Source organism: Streptomyces sp. PT12, assembly GCF_003311645.1.
Taxonomy (GTDB): domain Bacteria; phylum Actinomycetota; class Actinomycetes; order Streptomycetales; family Streptomycetaceae; genus Streptomyces.
Map to the genome: position 1 here is coordinate 1 of NZ_QEST01000142.1, position 16,473 is coordinate 16,473.

At 75.7% G+C, this 16,473-nt stretch carries 2 protein-coding genes; both read right to left on the minus strand.

The features are described from left to right. A partial coding sequence (locus DEH69_RS16370; RefSeq protein WP_113687727.1) for a type I polyketide synthase occupies window positions 1–5,827 on the minus strand: 5,827 nt, incomplete at its 3' end. Between the two features lie 39 nt (window positions 5,828–5,866). Further along, window positions 5,867–16,261 (minus strand): type I polyketide synthase, encoded by a 10,395-nt coding sequence (locus tag DEH69_RS16375; protein ID WP_113687728.1) that lies wholly within the window; start codon window positions 16,259–16,261, stop codon window positions 5,867–5,869. Window positions 16,262–16,473: the final 212 nt, after the last annotated feature.

Consider the following 16,473-nt stretch of genomic DNA (forward strand, 5'->3'; position numbering starts at 1 on the left):
TGAACCCCACAAACGTCCCCGGCGTCGCCATCACCGTCACACCACCCGCAAGCGCAAGCGAGCAGTCGCCCTGGCGCAGTGCCTGCGCGGCCAGGTGCAGGGCGACAAGCGACGACGAGCACGCCGTATCCACCGTCACCGCGGGGCCTTCGAGGCCGAAGGTGTAGGAGACGCGTCCCGACGCGATGCTGCCGGTGCCGCCCGAGCCGACGGAGCCTTCGACGTGGTCGCGGGTGTTCTCCAGCAGCGCGGCGTAGTCGTGGTACATGACGCCAGCGAAGACGCCGGTGCGGCTTCCGCGCACGGTCTCGGGGTCGATCCCGGCGCGTTCGAACGCCTCCCACGACGCTTCGAGCAGCAGCCGCTGCTGAGGGTCGATCGCCATGGCCTCGCGGGGCGAGATCCCAAAGAACGCCGGGTCGAACTCCCCCGCGTCATGCAGGAATCCGCCCTCGCGCGTGTAGCTGGTGCCCGGGTGGTCGGGGTCGGGGTGATACAGCCGCTCAACGTCCCAGCCGCGGTCGGCCGGGAACTCGGAGATGGCGTCGCCTCCGTCGGTGAGGAGCCGCCATAGGTCCTCGGGGGACCGGACGCCGCCGGGGAAGCGGCAGGCCATGCCGACGATGGCGATGGGCTCGTCCGTGGGCGCGGTCGCGGTGGTGGCGGGGAGCGCGGGGGCGTCGGTGCCGGTGAGCTCGTCGCGGAGGTGGCGGGCCAGCGCGGTGGGCGTGGGGTAGTCGAAGACGAGCGTGGCAGGCAGCCGGATTCCCGCGGCGGCCGAGACGCGGTTGCGGAGCTCGACGGCGGTGAGCGAGTCGAAGCCGAGGTCGCCGAAGGCGCGGCCAGGCTCCACGTCGTCGGGTGAGGCGTAGGCCAGCACGGCGGCGACCTGGGCGCGGACGAGGGCGATGAGCTCCTTGAGCTGGTCGGCCGGGGAGAGCCCGGCGAGCCCCGAGACGCCGACGGCGCCGGTGACATCGGTGACGACGCGGCGGACGCGGGTGCGGACCAGGCCGCGGAACAGCGGCGAGAGCGGGGCGCCTGAGGCGGCCTCGGCGCGGAGCCTGGCCAGGTCGAGGGCCATGGGGACGAGGACGGCGTCGTCCCTGCCCAGGGCGGTGTCGAGGAGGGCAAGGCCCTCGGCCTGGGTGAGCGCGCCGACGCCCGAGCGGGTGATGCGGCCGAGGTCGCCGCCGTCAAGGGCGTCGGACATCCCGGCCCCGCCCCACAGCCCCCACGCCAACGACTGGGCAGGCAGGCCGAGTTCGCGGCGGTGGCGGGCGAACGCGTCGAGGAAGGCGTTGGCGGCCGTGTAGTTGGCCTGGCCCGCGTTGCCGAAGATGCCCGCGGCCGAGGAGAAGACGACGAACGCGGACAGGTCGCGGTCGAGGGTCAGCTCGTGGAGGTTCCAGACGGCGTCGGCCTTGGGGCGCAGGACGGCGCTGACGCGTTCGGGTGTCAACGACGCCACCACGCCGTCGTCCAGGACGCCAGCAGTGTGGACGATGGCGTCCACGGGGTGGGCGTCGAGCAGGGTGGCGACGGCGTCGCGGTCGGCCAGATCGCAGGCGGCGACGGTGACGCGTTGGGCGCCGAGCGCGGCCAGCTCGTCCTTGAGTCCTTCGGCGACGGTGCCGCGCCTGCTGACCAGCAGCAGGTCGGTGACGCCGTGGGCGGTGACCAGGTGGCGGGCCACGAGGCCGCCGAGAGCGCCCGAGGCGCCGGTGACCAGGACGGTACCGGTGAACGTAGTCCGGTTGAACGTAGTCCGGTTGACCGCAGTCCGGTTGAACGCAGTCCGGTTGACCGCGGCCCGGTTGACCGCGGTCCCGGTGGACGACGTGCCGTTCGGGTCGGCCGTGTCGCGGGCGCGGATCAGGCGGGGGGCGAGGATCTGGCCGTCGCGGAGGACGACATGGGGCTCGCCCGAGGCCAGGACCGCGGCGAGCAGCGCGGGCGTCGCCTCGTCCGCGGTGCCCTCGATCACGGTGAAGCGGCCCGGCTCCTCGGCCTGGGCGGCGCGGACGAGGCCAGAGACGGCGGCGCCCGTGAGGTCGCCGGGGGCGACGAGGAAGACCAGGCGGGTGGCGTTGAACCGTTCGGACGTCAGGAGGCCCAGGGCGCGGGCGGTCTCGGCGTGGGCGCCCGAGACGGGCGCGTCATGTGGGGGGACGGGGATCAGGATCGCGTCGGCGGCGTCCGCCGCCTCGGCGGGCTCGGCCGCGCCGGGCGCGAGGGTGTGCCAGGTGCCGGGGGTGCCGGAGGCATCGTAGGCAGTTGGCTGGACGGGGACGGGGACGGGGACGAGGTCGAGGGCGAACAGGGCGTCGGTGCCCTGGAGTTGCCCCGTCTGGTCCGTCAGGGGGCGCAGGACGAGCGCGTCGACCGTGGCCAGCGGGGCGCCGGTGGCGTCGGCGAGGGTCAGGGCGACGGCGCCGTTCCTGGCCGGGGCGAGGCGGACGCGGGCGGCGGTGGCGCCGGTGGCGGCCAGGGAGACGCCGGACCACGAGAACGGCAGGTGGGCGCCGTCGCCGAGGAACGCGCCGAGGCCGATGCCGTGCAGCGCGGAGTCAAGCAGCGCGGGGTGCAGGCCGAAGCCCGCGGTGGGGAGGTCGATGGCGATGTCGGCGAACACCTCGTCGCCGCGCCGCCAGGCCGCGCGCAGGCCGCGGAAGGAGGGGCCGTAGCCGAACCCGCCGTCGGCGAGGGCGTCGTAGTGGCCTTCGATGTCGATGGCCTCGGCGCCGGGGGGCGGCCACTCGGTGAGGTGGTCGCCGGTGGGCGCGCCGGTGGCCAGGGTGCCCGAGGCATGCCGGGTCCAGGCGCCGTCGGTGCCCTCGGGACGTGAGTGCAGGGTCAGCGGGCGGCGCCCGGCCGGGTCGGGCGGGCCGACCGCGACCTGCACGACGACCGCGCCCGACGCGGGCAGCGCCAGGGGCGTTTCGAGGGTGAGCTCTTCGACGAGGTCGCAGCCGACCTGGTCGCCCGCGCGGATGGCCAGCTCCACCATGGCGGCGCCGGGCAGCAGGGCGGTGCCGCCGATGGTGTGGTCGGCGAGCCAGGGGTGGGTCAGCAGCGAGAGGCGGCCCGTGAGGAGGGAGCCCTCGGCGTCGGCGAGCGCGACGGTGGCGCCGAGCAGCGGGTGGTCGGCGGCGGTCAGGCCAGCGGCGCCGATGTCGCCGACCCAGGTGGCGGGCGGTTCGAGCCAGTAGCGCGTGCGCTGGAACGGGTAGAGCGGCAGGTCGACGCGCTCGGGCGGGTGGGCGGCCGTGCCGAGGAACGCGGGCCAGTCGACGGGCGCGCCCTCGGCGTGGACGCGAGCGAGGGCGGCCACGGGCGAGCGGTCGTCGCGCAGGGCGGCGGTGAACCTGCCCTCGGTGACGCACTCCTGGCCCAGGGCGGAGAGCACGCCGCCCGGGCCGAGTTCGAGGTAGGAGGTGACGCCGCGCTCCTCAAGCCAGCGCAGGCCGTCGAGGAAGCGGACGGCCTCGCGGACGTGGCGCACCCAGTAGTCGGCGTCGGCGGTGACGGGCTGTCCGGTGACGTTGGAGATCACCGGGATGCGCGGGGCGGCGTAGGTGAGGCTTTCGGCGACCCCGCGGAACTCCTCGAGCATGGGGTCCATCAGGTGCGAGTGGAACGCGTGGCTCACCCGCAGCCGCTTGTGCTCCCAGCGCTGCGCCAGGGCCAGCACGGCCTGTTCGTCGCCGGAGAGGACGAGGGACCTGGGGCCGTTGACGGAGGCGATGTCCACCCCGTCGGTCAGCAGCGGCAGCACCTCGGCCTCGCTGGCCGTGACGGCCACCATCGCGCCGCCATCGGGCAGGGCGCCCATCAGGCGGCCGCGCGCGGCGACCAGCGTGCACGCGTCGTCGAGCGAGAGCACCCCGGCGACGTGGGCCGCGGCGACCTCGCCGACCGAGTGGCCCGTGACGAAGTGAGGGCGCACTCCCCAGGAGGCGAAGAGGCGGTAGAGCGCCACCTCGACGGCGAAGAGGGCGGGCTGGGCGTACTCGGTGCGTTCGAGCAGCGCGGCGTCGGTGCCGAACACGACGTCGCGCACGGGGAGTTCGAACCGCTCGCACACCGCGTCGAACGCCTCGGCGTAGACGGGGTGGGCGTCGTACAGGTCGCGGCCCATGCCGAGGCGTTGGCTGCCCTGGCCCGTGAAGAGGAACGCCAGCTTGCCGCCGGTGACGGCGGTGTCGAGCGCGTCGAGTCCCGCGGTGAGGTCGGCGAGGGTGCGGCCCGAGAGCACCGCGCGGTGTTCGAGGGCCGCGCGGGTGGTGGCGAGGGCGTGGGCGAGGTCGACGGGGTCGATGCCGGGGTGGTCGGCGACGAACGAGCGCAGCTGGTCGGCCTTGGCGCGCAGGGCGGCGGCGTCCCGCGCGGACAGGGGCCACACCACCTCGTCGGGGCGGTGGCCCGAAGCGCCCCGGGTCGCGTCGGCGTCCTCCACGGGGGCTGGCTCGGGGGCCTGCTCCAGGATGGTGTGCACATTGGTGCCGCTGATCCCGAACGAGGAGACGGCGGCGAGGCGGGGTCTGCCGGTCACGGGCCAGGGGCGTTCCCGGTCGAGCAGCTTGACGTTGCCCGCGGACCAGTCGATGTGCGGGGACGGGTCGTCGCTGTGGAGGGTGCGGGGCATGATGCCGTGGCGCATGGCCATGACCATCTTGATGACGCCGCCGACGCCGGCCGCGGCCTGCGTGTGGCCGACGTTGGACTTGAACGAGCCGAGCCACAGCGGCTCGTCGCGGTCCTGGCCATAGGTGGCGAGCAGCGCCTGGGCCTCGATGGGGTCGCCGAGGGTCGTTCCCGTGCCATGGGCCTCGACGATGTCGATCTGGCCCGTGGTGAGGCGGGCGGCCTCGAGGGCCTGGCGGATGACGCGCTGCTGCGAGGGGCCGTTGGGGGCGGTGAGGCCGTTGGACGCGCCGTCCTGGTTGACGGCCGAGCCGCGGACGACGGCGAGGACGCGGTGGCCGTTCGCCCGGGCGTCGGAAAGGCGCTCCACCAGCAGCATCCCCGCGCCCTCGCCCCAGCCGACGCCGTCAGCCTCGGCGGAGAACGACTTGCAGCGGCCGTCGCGCGCCAGGCCGCGCTGCTGGCCGAAGTCGAGGAACGGGCCCGGCGTGGCCATGACGGTGACGCCGCCCGCGAGGGCGAGGTCGCACTCGCGCTTGCGGAGCGCCGCCGCGGCCAGGTGCAGGGCGACGAGCGACGACGAGCAGGCCGTGTCGATCGTGACGGCGGGGCCTTCGAGGCCCATGGTGTAGGCGACGCGCCCCGAGGCGACGCTGTAGGCGTTGCCGTTGCCGAGGTGCTGCCCGACGCCCTCGGGGACGTCGACCAGGCGGGCCAGGTAGTCGTGGTACATGACGCCAGCGAAGACGCCGGTGCGGCTGCCGCGCGCGGTGGTGGGGTCGATCCCTGCCTGCTCGAACGCCTCCCAGGAGACCTCCAGGAGGAGCCGCTGCTGCGGGTCCATCGCCAGGGCCTCGCGCGGGGAGATCCCGAAGAACGCCGGGTCGAAGTCGGCGGCGTCGTAGAGGAATCCGCCCTCGCCGGTGTAGCCCTCGTCGGTGAGCGCCCTGGTGTCCCAGCCGCGGTCGGTCGGGAACGCGGACACGCCGTCGCCCCCGGCCGACACCAGCTCCCACAGGTCATCCGGGGTGCGGATGCCGCCGGGGTAGCGGCAACTCATCCCGACGATCGCGATGGGCTCGTTGTCCCTGGCGTCGGCTTCCTCGAGGCGCCGGCGCGCCTGCCGCAGATCAGCCGTGACCCGCTTGAGGTAGTCGAGCAACTTGCCCTCGTCCGCCACCAACCCACTCCTCAACCACAGTTCTGGCCCGTCGCCGGGTCAGGAAAGTCCCAGTTCTTTGTCGATCAGGTCGAACAGCTCGTCCGCGTCGGCGGACTCCACCTCGACGTCGGTGTGCTCCCTGGCCTGGGCGGCGTTCCACCGGCCGAGGAAGTCCCGCAGCCTGGCGTCGATGGCGGAGCGGGCCTCGTCGTCGAGGGTCGCTCCCGCCAGGGCCGCCTCCAGGCGGTCCAGCTCGGACAGCCCCGGCACCACCTTCGGCACGCCGTCGAGCAGGATCTCGCCGCGCAGATGGGTGGCGAGGGCCCGGGGCGTGGGGTAGTCGAAGACGAGGGTGGCGGGCAGCCGCAGGCCCGTGCCCGCGCTGAGCTGGTTGCGGAGCTCGACCGCGGTGAGCGAGTCGAGCCCGAGGTCGGTGAACGGCTGCGCCTCGTCGATCGCGTCGGCCCCGCCGTGCCCGAGGATCCCGGCGGCGCACGCGCACACCAGGTCGAGCAGGGCCTGTTCGCGCTCGGACTCGGGCAGCCCGGCGATGCGCTGCTTGAGCGAGTCGGCGGCGCCCGCGTCGGCCTCGCGGGCCCTGCGCGCCCGTGGCTTGACCAGGCCGCGCAGCAGGGGCGCGACATGGCCGTGGGCGCGCAGCGCGGCGAGGTCGAGCCGCATCGGCATCAGCACGGGGGCGCCGTCGGCCAGTGCGACGTCGAACAGCGCGAGGCCCTCGTCGGGCGACAGGGCCGCGACCCCGGCGCGCGTCATGCGGTCGAGGTCGGCGCTGTCGAGTCCGCTGCCCATGCCGCCGCCCGCCCACAGGCCCCAGGCGAGGGAGAGCGCGGGCAGCCCGTCGGCGCGGCGCCGCGAGGCTAGGGCGTCGAGGTGGGCGTTGGCCGCGGCGTAGCTGCCCTGGCCCGCGCCGCCGAACGTTCCGGCGACGGAGGAGAACACGACGAACGCCGTGAGGTCCAGGTGCGCGGTCAGCTCGTGCAGGTGGGTGACCGCGTCGGCCTTGGGGCGCAGGACGGTGTCGAGCCGCTCGGGGGTGAGGGCGGTGATGACGCCGTCGTCGAGCACGCCCGCGGTGTGCAGGACCGCGGTGGGCGGCAGCTCGGCGATGAGGGCCGCGGTGGCGTCCCGGTCGGCGACGTCGCAGGCGCGCACGGTCACGGTGGCGCCCGACGCGGCCAGCTCGTCGGCGAGTTGGGCCATGCCGGGGGCCTCGGGGCCGCGGCGGCTGACCAGCACGAGGTCGCGGGCGCCGTGCCGGGTGACCAGGTGGCGGGCCAGCAGGCCGCCGAGTGAGCCCGAGGCGCCGGTGACCAGGACGCGCCCGCCGAAGTCGGGGGTGTGGTCGGCGTGGTCGTCCCCCGCCTCGGCGACGCGGGCGAAGCGCGGCGCGTGGGCGGTGCCGTCGCGCAGCGCGAGCTGGGGCTCGGCGGCGGTCAGCGGCAGGGCGGCGCGCAGCGCGGTCGCCGCGTCCTCGTCGCCGATGTCGACCAGGGCGATGCGGCCCGGGTGCTCGGACTGGGCGCTGCGCACCAGGCCCCAGGCGGCGGCCTGGGCGAGGTCGGTCGGGCCACCGTCGCGCGGCTCGACCGCGCCTCGGGTGACGATGACGAGGCGGCGGTCGGCGAAGCGCTCGTCGGCCAGCCACTCCTGAACGACGGCCAGGGCGCGGTGCGTTGCCTCGCGTGGGGTGCCGCCGACGCAGGGGACGAGCACGGCCTCGGGCACGGTGGCCAGGGACGCCAGGTCGGGCGCGGTGGGGCCGAGGCCGAGCCCGTCTGAGCCCAGCCCTTCGGTGCCCAGCCCTTCGGTGCCGATGACGGCGCAGCCGACGGGGGCGGCAGCGGCGGGCGGCAGCGGCGTCCAGTCGAGGCGGAAAAGCGACTCGTGGTAGGAGGCGCGGGCGGCGCGCAGCGCCTCGGGCGCTACGGGCCGCATCACCAGGGAGTCGACGGAGGCGACGGGCTGCCCCGCGCCGTCGGTGACGGCCAGGCGCACGGTGTCGGGCCCGGCGGGCGAGAGCCTGACGCGCAGGGTGCGGGCGCCCGCGGTGTGCAGGGTGACGCCGCTCCAGGAGAACGGGAGCCTGCCCTGGCCTGTGTTCTCGAGCAGGGTGCCCAGGCTGAGGGCGTGCAGCGCGGCGTCGAGGAGCGCGGGGTGCAGGCCGAATCTGGCGGCGTCGCCCTGGGCGCGCTGCTCCAGGGCGACCTCGGCGAACACCTCGTCGTCGCGGCGCCATGCGGCGCGCAGCCCCTGGAAGACGGGGCCATAGCCGAAGCCCGCGGCGGCGAGCCCCGGATAGACCCCTTCGACGTCGACGGGCTCGGCGGCGGGCGGCGGCCAGGTCCCGGTGTCGGGGGCGGCGGCCGTGGCGCCCATGGCGCTCGTGGCGCTTGCGGTGAGGAAGCCGCTGGCGTTGCGGGTCCACTCCTCGTCGGCCCAACCGCCGCGGTCCGTCTGGGAGTAGAGCGCGATGGGGCGTCTGCCGTCCATGGGCGCGCCGACGGAGACCTGGAGGGCGACGCCGCCGCGCTCGGGCAGCACGAGCGGCGCCTCGAGGGTGAGCTCGTCGACCCGGTCGCAGCCGACGTGTTCCCCAGCGCGCAGGGCGAGTTCGAGCATGGCCGTGCCGGGCAGCAGGACCGTGTCGGAGACGGCGTGGTCGGCCAGCCAGGGGTGGGTGCGCAGCGAGAGGCGCCCGGTGAGGAGGCACCCGTCGTCGTCGGCCACGGGGACGGCGGCGCCGAGCAGCGGGTGGTCGGCCGGTTCGAGGCCCACGGTCGTCACGTCGCCGCCCGCCGCGGGGAGCGGCTGGGGCCAGTAGCGCTGGCGCTGGAACGGGTAGGTCGGCAGGTCGACGCGGCGGGCGCCCGGGGTGAGCGAGGCCCAGTCAACGGCGACGCCGCGGGTGTGGACGCGGGCGAGTCCGGCCAGTAGGGCGCGGGCCTCGGGCCTGCCGGAGCGCAGGGTGGGCACGAAGTCCTCGCCCATGGCGGTCAGGGCCGCGTCGGGGCCGAGTTCCAGGAAGTCGGTGGCGCCCAGGTCGCGCAGGGACTCGACGGCGTCGTGGAAGCGGACGGCGTCGCGCACGTGCCGCACCCAGTAGGCGGCGTCCACGGTCTCGGGCGCTCCCGCGACGGGGATGCGGGCGCGGTGGTAGGTCAGGGCCTCGGCGACCTTGCGGAAGTCTTCGAGCATGGGGTCCATGCGGTGGGAGTGGAACGCGTGGCTCACCGTGAGCCGCTTGTGCTTCCACAGCGTGGCCAGGGTCAGCACGGCCTCCTCGTCGCCCGAGAGCACCACGGACTCGGGGCCGTTGACCGCCGCCACGTCAACCCCGTCGGCCAGCAGGGGCAGCACCTCCGACTCGGCCGCGCGGACGGCGACCATCGCCCCGCCCGGCGGCAGGGCCTGCATCAGGCGGCCGCGCGCGGCGACCAGCGTGCAGGCGTCGTCGAGGGAGAGCACCCCGGCGATGTGCGAGGCGGCGATCTCGCCAATCGAGTGACCGGCCAGGAACTCCGGTGTGACGCCCCAGGATTCGACCAGCCGGAAGAGCGCCACCTCGACCGCGAACAGCGCGGCCTGCGTGTACTCGGTGCGGTCGAGTGTCGCGGCGTCCTCGCCGAACACCACGTCGCGCAGGGGTAGTTCGAAGCGGCCGCACACCGCGTCGAACGCCTCCGCGTACGCCGGGAACGCGTCGTACAACTCACGTCCCATGCCCAGGCGTTGGCTGCCCTGCCCCGAGAACAGCAGGGCGAGCCGCGCCTCCTGCCCGGCCTCGCCGCTGATCACACCGGGCGCGCCGGGCGCACCATCGGCCAACGCCCGCAGCCCGTCGAGGAGTTCGGATCGGTCGGCGCCGAGCACGACGGCGCGGTGCGCCATGCGCCCGCGGGTGGTCACCAGCGAGGAGGCGATGTCGGCGGGGTCGTGCTCGCCCGCGTGCTCGGCCAGCAGCCGCGCCTGGTCGGCGAGCGCCCTGGGCGAGCGGGCGGAGAGGACCCAGGGCAGCACGGGAGGCGCGGCGGGCCGCGGCGCGCCGTGCGCCGCGGTCGCCTCATCAGGCACATCCTCGGGGACGTACTCGATGATGGTGTGCGCGTTGGTGCCACTGACGCCGAACGACGACACGCCCGCGCGGCGCGGCCCCTCGCCCCATGGCCTGGCCTCGGTCAGGAGCCTGACCGCGCCCGCCGACCAGTCCACGTGCGGGGACGGCTCGTCGACGTGCAGGGTGGGCGGCAGGACGCCATGGCGCATGGCCATGACCATCTTGATGACGCCAGCGACGCCAGCGGCGGCCTGGGTGTGACCGATGTTGGACTTCACCGAGCCCAGCCACAGCGGGTTCTCGGGGTCGCGGCCCTGGCCGTAGGTGGCGAGGAGGGCTTGGGCCTCGATGGGGTCGCCGAGCGTCGTTCCCGTGCCATGGGCCTCGACCGCGGCCACATCGGCGGCGGCGAGGCCCGCGTTGGCCAGCGCCTGGCGGATGACGCGCTGCTGGGACGGGCCATGGGGGGCGGTCAGGCCGTTGGACGCGCCGTCCTGGTTGACGGCCGAGCCGCGCAGGATCGCGAGGACCGGGTGGCCGTTGCGGCGCGCGTCGGAGAGGCGTTCGAGCAGCACGACGCCCGCGCCCTCGCCCCAGCCCGTGCCGTCGGCGGCCGCGGCGAACGCCTTGCAGCGGCCGTCGGGCGCGAGGCCGCGCTGGTGGCTGAACTCGACGAACGCGCCGGGCGTCGACATCACGGTGACGCCGCCGGCGACGGCCAGCGTGCACTCGCCCTGGCGGAGCGCGTGGGCGGCCCAGTGCATGGCCACGAGCGACGAGGAGCACGCGGTGTCGACGGTGACCGCGGGCCCTTCGAGGCCGAAGGTGTAGGCGACGCGGCCCGAGAGCACGGCGGCGGCGTTGCCGGTGCCGAGGTAGCCCTCGATGCCCTCGGTGGGCGAGCTCCACAGCAGCGGGGCGTAGTGCTGCCCGTTGGTCCCCGCGAAGACGCCGGTGCGGCTGCCGCGCAGGGTCTCGGGGTCGATCCCGGCGCGTTCGAACGCCTCCCACGTGGTCTCCAGCAGCAGTCGCTGCTGGGGGTCGGTGGCCAGCGCCTCGCGCGGGGAGATCCCGAAGAACGCGGGGTCGAACTCCGTGGCGTCGTAGAGGAATCCACCGGCTCGCACATAGCTGGTGCCCGCCCGTTCGGCGTCCGGGTCGTAGAGGGAGTCGATGTCCCAGGCGCGGTCGTCGGGGAAGTCGCCGACCGCGTCCTTGCCCGCGGCCAGCAGGTCCCAGAAGTCCTCGGGGTCGTGGACGCCACCGGGGAAGCGGCAGCTCATGGCCACGATCGCGATCGGGTCGTCGTCCACGGGCGCGACGGCGGCGGCCCCACGGCCGTGCTCGCGGTCCGGGTGGTCGTCCGCGCCCATGATCCGCGTGCGCAGGTACTCGGCGAGGGCGACCGGCGTCGGGTGGTCGTAGATCAGGGTGGCGGGCAGCCGAAGGCCCGTGGCGGCGGTGATCTGGTTGCGCAGCTCGACGGCGGTCAGCGAGTCGAACCCGAGGTCGCTGAACGCCCGGCGCGGGGAGACCGCGTCGGGGCCCGCGTAGGAGAGGACCCCGGCGACGCGGGTGCGGACCAGGTCGACGAGCACGCGGTCGGCCTCGGCGGGCGAGAGCCCGTCGAGCGCCAGCCCGGAGGAGCGGTCGGCGGCGACGCGGCGTGCGGTGCCGGTGACGAGGGTGCGCAGCAGCGGGGCGACGGATCCCGCGGTGAGGCGGTGGGTGTCGAGGCGCATGGGCAGCAGCACGGGGGCGTCGACGCCGATGGCCGCGTCGAACAGCGCAAGGCCATCGGCGACCGGCAGGGCGTCGACCCCGGCGCGGGCCATGCGGGCGATGTCGGTCTCGTCGAGGCCGCTGGCCATGCCGCCCCGCTCCCACAGGCCCCAGGCCAGCGACTGCCCTGGCAGGCCGAGTTGACGGCGGTGGGTCATGAGCGCGTCGAGGAAGGAGTTGGCGGCGGCATAGCCTGCCTGGCCCGCGCCGCCGAAGACGCCCGCGGCCGATGAGAACACGACGAACGCCGACAGGTCGAGGTCCGCGGTCAGCTCGTGCAGGTGCCAGGCGGCGTCCACCTTGGGGCGCAGCACGGCGCTGACGCGCTCGGGCGTCAACGACGCGACCACGCCGTCGTCGAGGACGCCCGCGACATGCGCGACGGCGTCGACGCGGACCTCGGCGAGCAGCCTGGCGAGCGCGGCGCGGTCGGCGACGTCGCACGCGGCGGCGTGGACGGTGACGCCGAGCTCGGCCAGCTCCGTTTCGAGCCCTTCGGGGAGGGTGCCGCGGCGGCTGGCGAGGACGAGCGCGCGGGTGCCGTGGTGGCGGGCGAGGTGCGCGGCGAGCAGGCCGCCGAGCCGCCCCGAGGCGCCGGTGAGCAGGACGGTGCCGTCGAGCGCGGGCGGCCGCGGGGCGGCGGCGGGGACGCGGGTGAGCCGGGGGACCTCGACGCGGCCTTCGCGCAGGGCGAGGTGGGGCTCGCCGCTGGCCAGCGCCCCGGCGGGCAGCGCCGCGCCTGGCTCGGCCTCGACCAGGACATGGCGGCCCGGGTCCTCGGTCTGGGCGGAGCGGACCAGGCCCGCGACGGCCGCCCCCGCGAGGTCGCCGGGGGTGAGGCGGAAGACGACGCGGTCGGCGTCCTGGTCCTTCAGCACGGCCAGCGCGCGGGCCACCTCGGCGTGGACATGGGCCACCACATCGGCGCCCGTGCCACCGGGGGGCGCGGGGGCGACCTCCACGACCGTGGCCGCGGCGTCGTCGGCGGCGTCGGCGTTCACCGCGGCGTCGCGTGGCAGGGCGAGGGGCGCCCACTCGACCCGGAACAGCGAGGGGTGGTGGCCGGTCGGCAGGGCCGTGGCGTCGAGGTGGCGGAGGGTCAGCCGCTCGACGGAGGCGACGGGCGCGCCCTCGGCGTCGGCGACGGCCAGCGCCACGGCGTTGTCGGCGAGCGCGGTGACGCGGACGCGAACCGAGGTGGCGCCCGTGGCGAAGACGGAGGCGCCCGACCACGACCAGGCGGCGCGCTCGTCGCGGAGCGCGGCGGGCAGCAGCGCCGGGTGCAGCAGGAAGTCGTCGGCGGCGTGCCCGTCGGGCAGCTCGGCCTCGGCGTAGGCGTGGACGCCGTCGCGCCAACGCCCTGGCCCGTCGGGGCGGGCGCCGGGCGGGGGCCATGCGGTGAGGGCCACGGGCTCGCCCGCGGCGGGGGCCAGGGTGCCGGTGGCGTTGCGGGTCCACTCGTCGCCGCTGTTCTCGCGGCGTGAGTGGATGCTCAGCGGGCGGGTGCCCGCCTCGCCCGGGGCGCCGACGGTGACCTGGAGGGCGACGCCGCCGCCCTCGGGGAGGACGAGGGGCGCGGTGAGGGTGAGGTCGTCGACGCGGGCGCAGCCGACCTCGTCCCCGGCGCGGACGGCGAGTTCGACGAAGGCGCTGCCCGGCAGCACGGCGTGGTCACCGGCGCGGTGCCCCGCGGCCCAGGGCAGGTTCTCGGCGGCCAGGCGCCCGGTGAAGAGGTAGCCGTCGGCGTCCGGCAGCTCGACGGCGGCGCCGAGCAGCGGGTGGTTGGGGTGGGTGAGGCCGATGGCGGCGGGGTCTCCGGGCGGCAGCGCGTCGGCGCTCAGCCAGTAGTGCTCGTGCTGGAACGCGTAGGTCGGCAGGTCCGCGGGGCGGGCCCCGGTCCCGGCGAGGACGGCGCGCCAGTCGGGGGCGAAGCCGAGGGTGGCCAGGGCACCGACGCCGAGGAGCGCGGTGGTGACCTCGTGGTGGCCCGAGCGCAGCAGGGGGGTGCCGTCGGCGAGGGTGGCGAGGGCGGAGTCGGGGCCGATCTCCAGGAACGCGGTGGCGCCCTCGGCGCGCAGCCAGGTGAGGGAGTCGTGGAAGCGGACGGCGTCGCGGACGTGTCCGACCCAGTGCGCGGCGTCGACCCGTTCGGGCAGCCCGGCGACGGGAATCAGGGCCCTGTGGTAGGTCAACGACTCGGCGACCGCGCGGAACTCGTCGAGCATCGGGTCCATCAGGCGCGAGTGGAACGCGTGGCTGACGCGCAGCCGCTTGTGCTTCCACCGCTGGGCGAGGGCGAGGACGGCCGCCTCGTCGCCCGAGATGACGACCGAGGCGGGGCCGTTGACCGCGGCGATGTCGACGTCGCCCGCGCCTTCGGCGAGCAGCTGCGCGACCTCGGACTCGGGAGCGCGCACGGCGACCATCGCGCCGCCCGGCGGCAGCTCGCCCATGAGCCGGCCGCGCGCGGCGACCAGGGCGCAGGCGTCGTCGAGGGAGAGCACCCCGGCCACGTGGGCCGCGGCGATCTCGCCGATGGAGTGCCCGGCGAGCAGGTCGGGGCGCAGGCCCCAGGACTCCACGAGCCGGAACAGCGCGACCTCGACGGCGAACAGGGCGGGCTGGGCGTACTCGGTCCGGTCGAGCAGGGCGTCGTCGGCGCCGAACACGGCCTCGCGCACGGGCAGTCCGAAGCGGGCGCACACGGCGTCGAACGCCTCGGCGTAGGCGGGGAACGCGGCGCACAGCGCGCGGCCCATCCCGAGGCGCTGGCTGCCCTGGCCGGAGAAGAGGAACGCCAGCCGCCCGGGCTCCGCGGTGCCGACGGCCAGGGCCGCGGGGGCGCCGCCCTCGGGCGCCGCGAGGCCGGTGGTGTCGGCGAGGCCGGTGGTGTCGGCGAGGCCGGTGGTGTCGGCGAGGTCGTGGACGGTGAGCCCGGTGCCGCCTTCGGGCGCGGGGTGGTCGGCGAGGTGGCGCAGCGCGGCAAGCAGGGCGGCGCGGTCGGGGACGACGGCGACGGCGCGGTGTTCGAGCGCGGCCCTGGCGGTGGTGCTGGCCAACGCCACGTCGACGAGCGGGAGTTCGGGGTGGGCGGTGAGGTGGTCGAGCAGGCGGGTGGCCTGGTCGGCCAGGGCGCGCTCGGTGCGGCCCGAGAGCGCCACCGGCACGGCGGGCAGGGCGGCGGCCCGCCCTGGCGCCTCGCGCTCGGGGGCGGCGGGCGCCTCCTCGATGATGGTGTGGGCGTTGGTGCCGCTCACGCCGAAGGAGGAGATCCCGGCCCTGCGGGGGCGTTCGGGGTCGGCGGGCCAGGGCTCGGCCTCGGCGAGCAGGGCGACCCGGCCCGCGGCCCAGTCGACCTTGGGGGTCGGCTCGTCCAGGTGCAGCGTCCTGGGCAGCAGCTCGTTCCGCAGGGCCATGACCATCTTGATGACGCCCGCGACCCCCGCGGCGGCCTGGGTGTGGGTGAGGTTGGACTTGGCCGAGCCAAGGCGCAGGGGCCGCTCGCGGTTCTGCCCGTAGGCGGCGATGACGGCCTGGGCCTCGATGGGGTCGCCGAGCACGGTGCCGGTGCCGTGCGCCTCGACGGCGTCGATGTCGCCTGGGGACAGCCTGGCCTGGGCGAGCGCTTGGTGGATCACCCGCTGCTGGGCGGGCCCGTTGGGAGCGGTGAGGCCGTTGGACGCGCCGTCGGAGTTGATGGCGGAGCCGCGCACCACGGCCAGGACCGGGTGGCCGAGGCGGTGGGCGTCGGAGAGGCGTTCCACCAGCAGGACGCCCACGCCCTCGCCCCACGCGGTGCCGTCGGCCGCGGCAGCGAACGACTTGCAGCGGCCGTCGGGCGCGAGACCGCGCTGGCGGCTGAACCCGGTGAACGCACCCGGCGTGACCATCACGGTGACGCCGCCGGCGAGCGCGAGGGAGCACTCCCCCTGGCGGAGCGCCTGGCACGCCATGTGCAGGGCGACGAGCGACGACGAGCACGCGGTGTCCACGGTGGCGGTGGGGCCTTCGAGGCCGAGGGCGTAAGCGACGCGGCCCGCGATCACCGAGACCGCGCTGCCCGTCATGGCGTACTCCTCGACGCCCGCGGGGGCGTTGAACACCCCGGCGCCATAGCCGGAGGGCGAGGCGCCGGCGAAGACGCCGGTCTGGCTGCCGCGCAGCGACGCCGGGTCGATCCCCGCGCGTTCGACGGCCTCCCACGCGGTCTCAAGCAGCAGCCGCTGCTGCGGGTCCATGGCCAGCGCCTCGCGCGGTGAGATCCCGAAGAAGCCGGGGTCGAACGCCCCCGCGGCGTCGAGGAAGCCGCCCTCGCGGACATAGGTGGTCTCGGGAACGTCGGGGTCGGGGTTGTACAGGCCCTCCACGTCCCAGCCGCGGTCGGCGGGAAAGGGCGAGACGGCGTCGCCGCCGCGGGCAAGCAGCTCCCACAGGGCCTCGGGCGAGTCCACGCCACCGGGGTAGCGGCAGCCCATGCCGACGATCGCGATCGGTTCCGTCGCGCGGCTCTCCGCCTCACGCAGCCGTTGCCGCGTCTGCGCCAGGTCGGTGGTGACCCACTTCAGGTAGTCCCTGAGCTTCGCCTCGTCCGCCACGCCAATGCCGCCTTCGCGTCCTGTGTGCCGGCCTCTCACCAGCCGGAACGGCCGGTCCAAGCCACGATTACCGCGTCAGTCTCCGATCGCGCCGACGAGCGCAACAACCCCCTACGCACCCCTGCGGGGGGCGTCGGAACAGGGGGCGCGGGCGTCTCAAACCCTTGGACTCATACCCTTGGACACGGGCGAGTCCTCGCGGAGTCGGACCT